Below are 12,743 nucleotides of genomic sequence, written 5' to 3' on the forward strand. Positions count from 1 at the left end.
TCACATTCGGACTGAGCTTACTGCGTTAACCAGCACGCGAATATGAGGTTGAAAGTTCACGGAACTCATAAACAGGTTTTGAAAGTTGTTTCCTCTTGACAGGCAGGTCATCCATATGAGGGAGGATAACGTCCTCCCTTGGCCTATCTCTTAATAATTCAAATCATGGATTCCAGCTTCCGCTGGAATGACGGTAAAAAGGATTATGGCGTCAGGCGATTCAGCATCCTGGCGAAAGGGATTGTTTCCCGCACATGATGCAGCCCGCAGATCCAGGCCACAGTGCGCTCAATGCCCAGGCCGAAGCCGCCATGTGGAACGCTCCCGTATTTCCGCAGGTCAAGATACCATTTGAAATTCTCTTCCTTGAGCCCGTGCTTATGGATGGCAGCAAGCAGTATTTCCAGGTTTTCCTCTCTGATGCTGCCGCCGATGATCTCTCCGTAACCTTCAGGAGCCAGCAGGTCAGCACAGACCGCATAGCGCTCGTCGGTCGGGTCCTGCTTCATGTAGAAGGCCTTGCACTGCCTGGGATAATGGTGCACGAATACGGGCTTATCGTACAGCTTGGTGAGTATCGTCTCATCGTCGCCGCCCAGATCGTCGCCCCACTTGATGTCAGACCCATTCTTGTTGAGAATCGCGATCGCTTCCTCGTAATGCAGGCGGTAAAAAGGAGTCTTGATCTTTTTCAGCGGCTCGACGTCGCGCTCCAGTAATTTCATTTCTTTCTCATGCTTGGCCAGCACTCTCTCCACTATGTAAGCGATCAGCTGTTCCTGCAGGGTCAGGTTTCCTTCCAGATCGATGTAAGCGATCTCAGGTTCCACCATCCAGAATTCAGTCAGATGCCTTCTGGTCTTGCTTTTCTCCGCCCTGAAGGTAGGGCCGAAGCAGTAAACTTTCCCGAAAGCCATGCAGGCGGCTTCCACATAAAGCTGGCCACTCTGCGTCAGATAGGCCTTTTCGTCGAAATAAGTCACTTCGAACAGATTGCTAGTACCCTCGCAGGCTGAGGGAGTGAAGATCGGAGTATCGATCAGCACAAAATGGCGGTCAGAAAAGAAATCGCGGATTGACTTGATGATCGTGTCGCGCACCTTGAGAATCACCCGCTGGCGGGGAGCTCTCATCCAGAGATGGCGCAAATCCATCAGAAAATCCACTCCATGCTCTTTCTTGCCGATCGGATAATTTTCAGCAGCCTGATAAATCTTATAGGCTTCCACTTCCATTTCATATCCACTGAGGGAACGCTCCTCTATGCGGATTTTTCCGGTGACTTCCAGTGAAGATTCCACCGGGAGTTTACCCAGTGCATCGAAATCGGCTTCTCCCAGCCGTTCTTTGGAGACCGACGCCTGGATTACACCAGTGCCGTCGCGGAAAATCACGAAATGGATTCCACCGGAAGAACGCCGGTTCATCACCCATCCCTTCAGTGTGACAACTTCCCCCACATGTTTTGAGATATCATGAAGATAAATCCACTCAGCCATATGTCCTCCTGAATCCGATACTGTTTAGTCCCGACGGACCAGTGTAAGATGTTATTTTAATCCTCTGCTGTTTAAATGACAAATCCTCCCAACCTCGGCAAATTGCCTTTTCTGTTAATAATAGGTTAAACTGAAGAGTGAGCCAGTAGAATATCTGAGCAGAAGTGTCCCGGGGGACTGATGAAAAAATATTTTGGAACAGACGGAGTGCGCGGACTTGCGAACAAGCACCCGATGACTGCCGAATTCGCCCTTCAGCTTGGGATGGCTTCGGCTTGCGTAATCAAAGGCAAAGTCAGCGACAGGAATCCCACCGTACTCCTGGGAAAGGACCCCCGGTTATCAAGCGATTTTCTGGCCGCCGCATTTGCAGCAGGCTGCGCTTCCTGCGGCCTGGAAATCCATAAGATCGGTGTGATCACGACTCCCGGGATATCCTATCTTACTCAGTGCCGTGATTTTCTCTTCGGTGCAATGGTCTCTGCTTCGCACAACCCTTACCAGGACAATGGCATCAAGCTGTTTTCCTCCCGTGGAATCAAAATCCCTGACGCCTGGGAAGAGGAAATAGAGAGGCAGATTGATGACCACAACTTCAACCTGGCCGATTCCAAAGGGATCGGAAGGATCAAGACCGACGAAGGGCTCAAACAGGACTATCTTGACATGCTCAAATCACAGCTGGCCTCTTCTGCAAAGTTAAAGCGTGGCAGAGTTGTGATAGATTGCGCGAACGGCTCCACCTCAGCCATAGCCCGTGATGTGTTTCAGCATCTTTTCGCAGCTGTCTTCATCAACGACCATCCTGACGGCATCAACATCAATCAAAACTGCGGCTCCACCAGAATGCAGGTGCTCTGCGACAGAGTCCGCTCTGAGCGGGCTGACTTCGGATTCGCCTTCGACGGTGACGGAGACCGCGTGCTCTTCTGCGACGAGACCGGGGAAATCCTCGACGGTGACTATGTTTTAGCGATCTGTGCACTGGACATGAAGAAGCGGGGAACGCTTAAAAACAATCTCCTGATCGGCACTGTGATGACTAATCTGGGCATGATCAAAGCCATGGAAAAACAGGGCATCGAGGTACGCCTGGTGCAGGTAGGGGATAAATATGTTTATGAAGAAATGGTTAAATCCGCTGCCTCGCTTGGGGGAGAGCAATCAGGGCACATAATCTTCCCTGATCTGATTCAAACCGGCGACGGTCTGCTTACAGCTCTGAAATTTCTTCAGATAATCGGTGAGTCAGGAATACCGCTTTCAGAACACAGAAAAATTTTCTCTAAATATCCCCAAGCCCTTTTAAACCTGAGGATCAAAAACCGCAGCGACTATACTGAAAACCGCGAACTGCAGAAAACCCTCACAGACCTTGCAGATCAGCAGGGGCGCGATTCGCGACTGGTCGTGCGCCCGTCAGGCACTGAACCGCTTCTGCGGATCATGGTTGAGTCAAGGGACAAAAATTCACTCGATTTTTTACTTGAAAAAGCCGAAGGTATTATTAGGCAACATATTAAAGTTGAGGAGTGAAGTATTTTTCATGATTACTACTGATATGTTCCAGATTCTGCGGGACCTGGTTTTTTTCCAGGACTTTTCCGACAGAGAACTGCAGTCATTTCTTTCCATCTGCACAGATCGTGAATTCAAGCAGGGTGAAATCATATTCCATGAAGGTGTAGGCGGAGACGAATTTTACATCATTGTGACCGGCGAAGTCGCGATTATGAAAGAAACGGAATCAGGCCAGAAAGAATTGTTGTCAATCCTGGAAACAGGGAGCGTTTTCGGTGAAATGAGCATCATTGACAGCTCACCCCGTTCAGCGGGTTCAGAAGTAGCAAGCGACAAAGCCAATCTGCTCGTGATCAAGAGGGCATTTCTGGAAGAACTCGCGAAAAGCGACCTGGACCTTGCCGTTAAACTGATGCTGACCCTGATCAAATACATCAGTGAGAGGCTCAGACAGACTACTGAGCGTTTCGCGCTCGCCCAGAAAATGCTCAGACAGATGGAAAACTGAATCTGAAGGAGGAAATTTGCGGGACTCCATTTTTGAAGACCTCTCGGAACATGAGCTGGAAGAGATCCTCAAATTCACCGAAGAAGTGACTCTGCCGCCTTCATCCGTCATCTTCAAGCAGGATTCGGCTGGTGATTCTCTGTATATTATCAAAAAAGGTACTGCTTCCCTGGTGAAAAAAAATGAGCTGGGTGAAGAATTCAGCATGGGTACAGCAGAACCAGGAATGTTTCTTGGAGAACTGGCAATCCTGGACGGGGGCAGGCAGCCTTTCACCGCCACATCCACTACTGAAATCGTTGTCCTGCGCATCACAAGAGACAAACTGGACCTTCTCTATAAAGTGAACAAAAAAATTCTCTGCAAATTTTATCTGTCGCTTATCCGTTATGTCAACTTCCGCCTGAGAAAAGCCAATGAAGGTTTTGCCGCTTCCCGCTCCAGCATGCAAAAACTGTAATAATAATGTTCAACAAATCTTATGTCCCGCTGGGAATCAAGACTGATTACAGCATCCGAAAATCCCTGATCAAAAGCGGCGAACTTGCGCTTTATCTCAAAAAACTCGGTTTCACATCTGCCGGCCTTGTAGACGATAATTTCTCAGGACATCTCAGTTTCTACCAGAGTCTGATGCACGAGGGGATCAAACCTCTGATCGGACTTGAAGTCCTGCAAAGCAGTAACTTATCCCCGCTCTACCTTTTCGCAGGATCCAACCAGGGGTATCTTGAACTTGTTTCAATCCTGAACCGCTATTTCGATAATTCCAAAGAAAAGGCAGTGCTGCCCCGGGGTCTGAAACTCACTTCAGAAGTTTCTTTGATTTATCCGCTTAATCAGTCCATGAATCTCACTCCTCCATTAGATGCAGCAAGGGCTTTCATAGGCGTTGACAGCGGGACAAAACCGGAACTGCTGGAACTTGCTTCCAGACACGGGAAAGTCATCTTTTTTGAAATCATTTCAGTTTTACTTGAATCGGATCTGAATTTTTTTAATGCCTATAGCGGTGAAACAAATACATATCTGAAAAGCGAATCAGAACTTAAAAATCTTCCTCCGGAAATTCTTTCTGCTACCCGGGATTTTGCCGATTACTGCTCATTTGACATGCAAAAATACATTTCAGAAGTTTGTTATCAGTTACAACCGGTTCCAGATCAGGAATTCAGGGACGCTGTAAATCTTGTTTCACTGGATCATGGATTACAGCCCGAAGTCATCACTGCAGAATTGAACTGGCTTTCTTATAACGGCCTGCTTAGAATTTTCAAGCTTTTCTACCAAATCGCACTTTATTTTACAGATAATAAAATCCTATCCAGTCCACTCTCTGGAAAATTTTCCGGTTTGAAAATCAGTTACGCACTTGGTCTGAACCACTTCAATCTCGACTTTCCCATGAGTTTCCCGAGCAATCACGGATTAGATTTTCAGATCAATCTGGCTGCTTCAAAAAAAGAAAGGTTCCTGGAGTATCTGCGTCGTCTCCTGCCTGAGGATTCACTGGTATATCCCTTGTCATTCACCCATTTTCAGCAATATTCCTCGACCAGGGAAGTCGGGAAAAATCTTGACGTGCCATACTACATAGCAGACAAAATATCCAGAAAGTCGGATTTCAGCAACTTCAATCTCCCGATCCCCAGAGAAAAGCTGGAAAAATTTCTGCACTTCCAGGAAATTTTCAAAAAAATGGTTCACTATACTGCTCGCCATTCAAATGCAATCCTTCTGATTCCTGCGGAAAAAAACTGTTTGCTTCCTCTTCCATCGGACGGAGACAAAAGATACTGCCAGTTCGACAAGGATGTGCTGGATCTTCTAAAACTTCCCAAAATCAGTGTGACCGGGCAGAAGATTCTGGACATCATCCAGGACACACTGGATTTGATCAGAAAAAAAAGGGACCTCATCCTGAAACCGTTTGATTTCAATCCAGCTGACTCTAAAGTCTATCAAACAATGATCAAAGAGCCATTCGGCATTTTTTTTCTGGAAACTCCGAGAGCAGCCAAGCTGCTTAAGTTGATTCATCCAGGCTGTTTAGAAGAACTTCTCCTGGTAATCGGTTCACTGATTTCAGGAATCGAAATCCGTAAAACATTGACCCGCAAGTGTTTCGGGCAGATCATAGGCCGCTTTCACTTTCAACTTATTTTTGTCGATCACCTGCAGGCAATATTCAGAGAGCTTGGGTTTGAAAATGACTCGCTCTATATTCTGGAGCATTTAAAAAAAGGTCAGCTTCCGCCGGAAACCCGAGAAAAATTCTTAACGGCTCTTCACTCCCGGGTGGGTGATGAGGCTCAGGATTTCTTTGATGACATGTGCTCTGCAGGCCCCAGACTGGTAAGCCTTCATGATATCTGCAATCATGCCCTGCTTGCTTATCAGACAGCTTTTCTAAAACATCACTTTTTTCCTGAATTCATGACTTGCCTTCTCTGCAGTGACTGCGGAAATCTGCAGAGGGTACGCAGATACAGTGAGGTACTGAAAGATAAGGGTTATAAATTCCTCCCGCCTGATACTCAATATTCTGAGAGCAACTTTACCCTGACCAAAAACGGGATCAGGATCGGACTTGACAACATCATCAAATCTGAAAATGCTAAATGCCTTTCTTTTGAAGATCTGAGAGATAACCGGAAAGCAATTGAAATGCACGTAGATTTATGCTGGGAACTCCAGAAATTCGGATTTTTCCTCTCCAAGCACCCATTGAAAAAAATTTCCGATTGGATCTATTTCTTCCCTCATCTTACAATCAGCGAATTTTTAACCGGCAGCCGGCAGAAATTCAGCGGTCCTCTCTGCCTGATCGATCAGTCTGTCAAAATCACTAAAAGCGGCAACAGATATCTGGAATACATTTTTTCCGACTCAAAAGACGAAATCAGAGCTTCTCAGGTCAATCCCGAACAAATCCTTGAAAGATCCTGCTGTTATTATGTTGAAGGAGAAAAATATCTGAAAAACAGTGACCAGATGCTTAATTTAGACCGGGCCGTTCCTTTTCTCGAATTTATTGGCATCACTCCGGTCTGTTTTTTGATTTCACCGGATCTTAACGACAATGATCTGTCTAAACTGCTGGAATTCATCAAACTCCATCCTGGGGAACAGGAAAGCCTGCTGATCTATACGGAGCAGAATCAGCAGATCGTTATGAAAACGGATGCCAAGGTAAAATTACTGCCCAGAGACATTAAGGTTCTAAGGAGAATTATAGGAGTGGAAGCAAGCTACCTGAACCCTGCACTGGGATTAGAGTGGATCGTCCCCAGGAACGAATCGCTTTAGCGATTGAATGTAATCAGGCTGAGAACCATTTCTGCGGCAGCAGTCAGCTCGCTGATCTTGATCTGTTCTTTTTTGGTATGAACGTTTTCCATCCCCACCGCCAGATTGACGGCCTGGACGCCTCTGGAATTGAAAACATTAGTATCTGAGCCTCCGCCAGTGCTTTCCAGGCTGATTGTTTTGCCGATCTGCTTTAGACAGGCTGTCACTACTTTCACGATTTCATGATTTGGACCCAGTTTAAACGCTCCAAACTCTTTCTTAACCATGATTTTAACTTTAGCACCTGTGATTCTGGCTGCTTCCTTGATGCTTTTCACCATCTGCTCAGTCTGTTTTCGGAGCTTATCCTCATTCCGGCTCCTGGCCTCTCCAAAAATAGTGGTTTTTTCCGGCACGATGTTAGTGGCCATCCCGCCTTCAATTTTTCCAATATTGGCGGTTGTTTCTTTATCAATTCGCCCGAGTTTCATACGGGAGATCGCCTTGGATGCTGCTGCAATGCTGTTGATCCCGTCTTCAGGGTTGACGCCGGCATGAGCAGCTTTTCCGATGAATTCCGCGTTCACGGAATTCTGCGAAGGTGCGCTCACCACAACCCGACCGACCGCGCCCTCGCTGTCTAGGATGAAAAAATACTCAGCCTTGATCGATTTCAGATTGAGCTGTTTTGCTCCATACAGACCCTGTTCTTCACCAATCGTCATGATGAAATAAACAGGTCCATGCGAAATTTTTTGCTCTGACAAGATCCGGGCAGCTTCGATCATGGCCGCAATTCCAGCTTTATCGTCAGCTCCCAGAATTGTATTTCCATCGCTTTTAATCAGACCTTTTTCAATTCTGGGAGAAATGTGTTCCCCGGGAACAACCGTGTCCATGTGCGCCACTATCGCCACTCCCTTTTTTTTTCGGTCTCCCTTTTTGTAGGCAATCAAATTCCCTGTTTCCCCTCCATAGGGTTTATGGGCATTATCGAATTTTACCTCAAAACCCAGTTTTCTTAGTTGGGCAGCGGCGAATTCAGCTACTTTTTTTTCCTTCAGGCTCAAGCTGTCGATTTTCACGAGTTCCATGAAATTCTTCACCAGTCGCTCACGATTTACCATCGTTCCTCCTCAAAAAATCGATGATCAGACGGGCAGCACGCTCAGTTGCACCTGCTTCTCCCATTTTTTTCAGCACATCCTTCAAATAATTCTTCTGCTGCTCGATCCTTTCCTGATTACGGTAAAAATTTACCACCTCAGAAGCGATTTTCTCGGGATTGGCGTCTCTCTGCGCGAATTCCGGGATCACCTGCCTGCCCAGAATTAGATTCGGGAGTCCGAAAATTATTGGCAGTTTTCCTGACAGGCGCGCAATCAGCTCAGTCAGAAGCGAGATTTTATAGATAATGATCATCGGAATATTCATGCAGGCGGCCTCAAGAGTCGCTGTGCCGGAAGCAATTACGGCGAAATCCAGAGTGGAAAACACATTATATGTCGCATCAACTGTAAGCTGTGCTTCGGGAAAGTTCTGCCTGATATAACCCTCAATCTTTTCCTGGTTCATATCTTCTGAAGTTTTAAAAGTGGCTGAAGTGATGGGAATAATGAACTTTGCGTTCGGGATTGAACTTTTAATCAGCCTGGCCGCCTTCAGAAGTACGGGTAAAAGATATTTGACCTCTTTTTCCCTGGATCCAGGCAGCAGCCCGATGGTGAAATTCTCTGGAGTGATCCCGAATTCACGTTTCAGCTGATCCTTAGGCTTAGTAGATTTGACGATGTCCAGCAGCGGATGGCCGACATACGAAACGTCAGCTCCAGCCTGCCGGTATAAATCGTAGGTCGTTTCAAAAGTAGTAATGATCAAGTCGATGGATTCTGCCGCATCCCGGATTTGATCGGGAGTTTTGGCCCACTTGGAAGGCGGAATATAATAAATTGTCTTGACTCCTCGTTTCCGCGCAGCATGCACAAGGCGCATGTTGAATCCAGGATAATCGATCAGAAGCAGAAGATCCGGTTTATTCCTGATCAGAAACTGTTTGATTTTCTTATAAACCCTGTAAAGTCCTGGCAGTTTCTTCAGCGACTCCACCATGCCGATCACTCCCCAGCTGGAGCTGTCAAAGAACAGTTTTCCGGTTTCCTGCTCCATTTTCTGGCTGCCGATGCAAACAAAATCAAGGGTCTGGTCAAACTCTTTCAAGGTATGGATCAGAGCGGCACCATACAGGTCACCTGAAATCTCGCCAGCCACGATCATCAGATTTTTTTTCTTGTCAAGCATTTCCTATCACCGTTTCCGGGGATGCAAATGCATGCTGCGTCTGATACAGATTGTAGTAAATTCCCTTCTGCTGCATCAGAGTTGCATGAGAGCCCTCCTCGGCAATTTTCCCTTCATCAATCACTAAGATCCTGTCAGCATTAATCACAGTGGAAAGCCGGTGGGCGATCACAAAAGTGGTCCGGCCTTTGGTAAGTCTTTCCAGGGCTTCCTGAATCAGCTTCTCAGATTCGCAATCCAGAGAAGAGGTGGCTTCGTCCAGCAGCAGGATTCCAGGGGATTTCAAGATCAGCCTCGCAATCGCAATCCTCTGCCGTTGTCCGCCGGAGAGGTTAGTCCCTCTCTCGCTGATTTCTGTATAATATCCATTGGGAAGTTGCATGATGAAATCATGTGCATTGGCTGCCTTCGCGACTTCGGTCACTTTCTCCATTCCGGACTGGGTTCCCATCAGAATATTCTCTAAAATTGTACCCTTGAAAATGAAGGTTTCCTGGGGAACCATCCCGATGATCGAACGCAGGCAGGGGAGAGAAAAACAGCTGATGTCGGTTCCGTCGATCATGATACTTCCCCGGTCGATCTTGAAAAATCTCGGAATCAGGTTGATGATGGTGGTCTTGCCCGCACCTGATCGTCCCACCAGGGCGATCACTTCGCCTGGTCTGGCCGTAAAACTGATTCCTCTAAGGACTTCTTTCCCGGTTTCATATGAAAAAAATACATCCTTGAACTCCAGCCTTCCCTGAATACTGAATTGGTTGATCTCCCCGTCAATCACTTCACGCTCTGCGATGGCGTCCAGATACTCATAGATCCTCCTGGCTGCTCCATCCGCCTGCTGCAGGTAGTTATTGACAGTTGTCAGCCGTTTCATGGGCGTGAATAGAATGCCGAGTGCCGCCAGAAATGAAAAAAGATCCCCCTTGGTCATCACGCCATTCAGTACCAGCCATCCCCCATACATCATCACAGAACTGATCGCCAGAGTGTTGAAGAGCTCCACAACGGGCAGCACCATCGCCACCAGCCTGTTGTTCTTCAGATTGATCACAAACGAGTCATCGTTGATCCTTGAAAAGCCTTCGACTCTCTCTTTTTCCATCAGAAATGCCTTGATCTCTTTGACTGCAGAGAAGGATTCCTGAAGATGAGCAGTGATGTCTCCGATCTTATCCTGCTGCTGATAGGAGAGACGACGGATCTTTTTTGAAAACTTTGTGATCACATAGACGATCGGTGGCAGTACAATCAATGAAACCAGGGCCAGCCTGAAATTTACATAAAAAATGTAGCCGATCAGAAAGACAATCGTAACACTGTCGCTGACAACGGAAACAAGCGACTGGATGATTCCCTGCAGAAGCAGTGCATCGCTCGTAAATCTCGACATTACCTGCCCCAGAGGATGTTTGTAGTAGAATCCAAGTGAATAGTTGATCAACTGCTGAAAAATGTCCTGCCGCAGATCCTTGATCATGCCGTTACTGACATATGAAGCATAATAAATCTGCCCGAAATAGAAAACACCCTTCACCAGCATGCTGGTGAATATGAAAAGCGCGAAAGGCAGCAGAAACTTGCGTCCTTTTTCTGAAGCCAGCACGTCGTCCACCAGCAGTTTGAGGAAATATGCCGGGGCGGCGTTACCGGCGGCTACCACCATCGCCATCAGGGAGGAAGCCACCGCTTTGCCAAGATATGGTCTGCCGTAACGGATCAAACGCCTGACATAGACGCTCATGCCGAAACCTCGTTGATTTTATCGGCAATCCGGCGATAAATATCGGGACCCGCAAGACTCTGCCAGAGTTTCCTGCAGTCGCCGCTGATCTCATCTTGTTCAGGCAGTTCCAGTAATGTCTGCCGCAGATAGTCAGGTCGAAAATCTTCCTGAATCAGTTCAGGATAGATTTCTTTCCCGGCCAGGATATTGGGAAGTGAGTAATGACTGAGAATCACTTTCCGCTTAAAATAAAGATAACTCAGCCAGCTGGTCCGATAAACAACCACTGTCGGCACTTCAAAATAGGAAAGTTCAAGCACCACGGTCCCGGAACAGGCAATCGCACGATCCAGGCTGGACATCCATTCATACTTTTCGGCTGGAGGAATTAAATTGACAGGCAATTTGAATCCGGAAACTATTTTCCGGATGCGATTCTTGAAGGCAGGGGAGTCATCGGCTAGAAACATGCAGCATTCCCCGTTGCTGCCTTCAAGTGATTTCAACATTACAGGCAGAGTTCCTTCAATTTCTGCGGGACGGCTGCCTGGAAAGATCCCGATTCTACCCCTGACATGTTTTTTCAGTGGAATTTTCTGTAATTCTTCGCTCAGTGGGTGCCCAAAATAAAAAGAATTGACACCAAGATTCAACAGCTGTTCATGTTCAAATGGGAAAAGTGGAAAAACCAGACTGCATTTTTTCAACCGTTCTGCACGTTCCGGACACCAGGCCCAGAATTTTGGCGGAATAAAATAAACTGTGCTCTTTCCTGACTTTGAAGCCTGATCGAGCAGGCGCAGATTTAAACCGGAAAAATCTATCAGCAACAAAATATCCGCCTCATCGATGCCTTTTTTAAGTCTACTCCAGACATTGAAGAAAAAAGGGATCCTTCCGATCAGGTCTGTCAAGCCCATCATCGAAGCGCGTTCAATCGTGTCCCGGATCTTGGGGACCAGGATCTTCATTTCAGGTCCTCCATACCCGGAAAAGCTGAAACCACCCCTGAGAAAAGGAATCAGGCGTGCAGCGTAATAATCCGCTGATTTTTCAAAAACACTAAACAGGATCTTCCGCACTTTTAAGTCCCATGATTATAATTCGATGCTCTTCAGCAAGCTCTAAAAACTCTTTTTTGTCCAGGATCAAGGTCTTCCCGGCTTCGACCACCATGGCTTCAGCTCTGGCCTCAATCAATGTCTCAATGGTCTTGATGCCGATCACCGGAATATCAAAGCGCATGTCTTGATTGGGTCTCGCCACTTTGGCTACAATTATTCCCCCGCGGGCCAGTTCCCCTCCGCGCAGAATCGCGCTGTCCGTACCTTCGATCGCCTCCACGGCCAGCACGGCCTTTTTCTTGACCACCACCGTCTGTCCGATATCCAGACCCGCGACAAGCTTGGCCATCTTGAATCCGTAACGGATATCTTCCAAGACCCCTTCATCGGGTTTTTCTCTGGTGAGTACTCCTTCGCCAGCCATCATATCCGGGATCAGTTCCGCGGAATTTCTGACATTGATCCCCTGCCTGGTCAGTTCGGAAACAAATGCACCGAGTATCACATCATCATTGCGGTTTTTCAGATTATTCAGAAGTTTTTGAAGCCGTTCGTCCAGCTTGATATCTGTGTACATTATCGTCTTCTTGATCTTTCCGGCCATGAAGACTTCGGATATTTTCTCTTCCAGAAAGGTGTTGACTATCCTGTCCAGCTCTCCGACGCTAAGCCAGATCAGCTTGTCCGAAACCTTGGATATGGACTTGTCTGCCTCTTCCTTTATCGCCACCGCCAGCACCTGGTAGCCGTGGTTTCTGGCTGCTTGAGCCAGAATCAGCGGAAACCTGCCGGCGCCGGCTACCAATCCAATCATTTTTTCCACGCTCCCTCCCTCG

At 47.2% G+C, this 12,743-nt stretch carries 10 protein-coding genes; 4 read left to right on the top strand and 6 right to left on the bottom strand.

Going from position 1 to position 12,743, the window contains the following annotated elements; genetic code table 11:
* Positions 1-203: 203 nt before the first annotated feature.
* Complete coding sequence (gene asnS, locus PHW04_06090) at positions 204-1,499, bottom strand: asparagine--tRNA ligase (GenBank protein MDD2715448.1); 1,296 nt, start codon at positions 1,497-1,499, stop codon at positions 204-206.
* Between the two features lie 180 nt (positions 1,500-1,679).
* Between asnS and glmM the strand changes: the two genes are divergently transcribed.
* Genes glmM through PHW04_06110 form a run of 4 tightly spaced genes read left to right on the top strand, consistent with a single transcriptional unit; the run spans position 1,680 to position 6,837 of the window.
* Positions 1,680-3,035 (top strand): phosphoglucosamine mutase, encoded by a 1,356-nt coding sequence (glmM, locus tag PHW04_06095; GenBank protein MDD2715449.1) that lies wholly within the window; start codon positions 1,680-1,682, stop codon positions 3,033-3,035.
* Positions 3,036-3,045: 10 nt separating this feature from the next.
* Entirely contained in the window at positions 3,046-3,528 is a 483-nt protein-coding gene (locus tag PHW04_06100) for a cyclic nucleotide-binding domain-containing protein (GenBank protein ID MDD2715450.1), read from the top strand.
* 16 nt (positions 3,529-3,544) lie between these two features.
* Positions 3,545-3,988, top strand: a complete 444-nt coding sequence (locus PHW04_06105; GenBank protein MDD2715451.1) for a cyclic nucleotide-binding domain-containing protein — start codon at positions 3,545-3,547, stop codon at positions 3,986-3,988.
* A 5-nt stretch (positions 3,989-3,993) separates the two neighbouring features.
* Positions 3,994-6,837, top strand: a complete 2,844-nt coding sequence (locus tag PHW04_06110) for a hypothetical protein (protein ID MDD2715452.1) — start codon at positions 3,994-3,996, stop codon at positions 6,835-6,837.
* Here the strand turns inward: PHW04_06110 and PHW04_06115 are convergent.
* From PHW04_06115 to lpxI, 5 genes are read right to left on the bottom strand one after another with little or no spacing between them, the layout of a single operon-like run.
* Positions 6,834-7,946: a M20/M25/M40 family metallo-hydrolase gene (locus PHW04_06115; GenBank protein ID MDD2715453.1), complete on the bottom strand. Its 1,113-nt coding sequence runs from the start codon at positions 7,944-7,946 to the stop codon at positions 6,834-6,836. The genes PHW04_06110 and PHW04_06115 overlap by 4 nt on opposite strands.
* Complete coding sequence (gene lpxB / locus PHW04_06120; GenBank protein MDD2715454.1) at positions 7,933-9,117, bottom strand: lipid-A-disaccharide synthase; 1,185 nt, start codon at positions 9,115-9,117, stop codon at positions 7,933-7,935. Before lpxB ends, PHW04_06115 begins: the two co-directional genes overlap by 14 nt.
* Positions 9,110-10,861, bottom strand: coding sequence for an ABC transporter ATP-binding protein (locus PHW04_06125; protein ID MDD2715455.1), 1,752 nt, complete (start codon positions 10,859-10,861; stop codon positions 9,110-9,112). Before PHW04_06125 ends, lpxB begins: the two co-directional genes overlap by 8 nt.
* On the bottom strand, positions 10,858-11,925 hold the full coding sequence (locus PHW04_06130) for a hypothetical protein (protein ID MDD2715456.1): 1,068 nt from the start codon (positions 11,923-11,925) through the stop codon (positions 10,858-10,860). The genes PHW04_06125 and PHW04_06130 overlap by 4 nt, the downstream gene beginning before the upstream one ends.
* Positions 11,906-12,721 carry a UDP-2,3-diacylglucosamine diphosphatase LpxI gene (gene lpxI / locus PHW04_06135; GenBank protein ID MDD2715457.1) on the bottom strand — a complete coding sequence of 272 codons (816 nt, stop codon included), beginning with the start codon at positions 12,719-12,721 and terminating at the stop codon, positions 11,906-11,908. Before lpxI ends, PHW04_06130 begins: the two co-directional genes overlap by 20 nt.
* Between the last annotated feature and the right edge of the window lie 22 nt (positions 12,722-12,743).

It is taken from the genome of Candidatus Wallbacteria bacterium (genome assembly GCA_028687545.1).
Taxonomy (GTDB): domain Bacteria; phylum Muiribacteriota; class JAQTZZ01; order JAQTZZ01; family JAQTZZ01; genus JAQTZZ01.

Coding starts and splice junctions, on each gene's coding strand:
- asnS (MDD2715448.1), bottom strand. CDS start 1,499: ATGGCTGAGTGGATTTATCTTCATGATATCTCAAAACATGTGGGGGAA.
- glmM (MDD2715449.1), top strand. CDS start 1,680: ATGAAAAAATATTTTGGAACAGACGGAGTGCGCGGACTTGCGAACAAG.
- PHW04_06100 (MDD2715450.1), top strand. CDS start 3,046: ATGATTACTACTGATATGTTCCAGATTCTGCGGGACCTGGTTTTTTTC.
- PHW04_06110 (MDD2715452.1), top strand. CDS start 3,994: ATGTTCAACAAATCTTATGTCCCGCTGGGAATCAAGACTGATTACAGC.
- PHW04_06115 (MDD2715453.1), bottom strand. CDS start 7,946: ATGGTAAATCGTGAGCGACTGGTGAAGAATTTCATGGAACTCGTGAAA.
- lpxB (MDD2715454.1), bottom strand. CDS start 9,117: ATGCTTGACAAGAAAAAAAATCTGATGATCGTGGCTGGCGAGATTTCA.
- PHW04_06125 (MDD2715455.1), bottom strand. CDS start 10,861: ATGAGCGTCTATGTCAGGCGTTTGATCCGTTACGGCAGACCATATCTT.
- lpxI (MDD2715457.1), bottom strand. CDS start 12,721: ATGATTGGATTGGTAGCCGGCGCCGGCAGGTTTCCGCTGATTCTGGCT.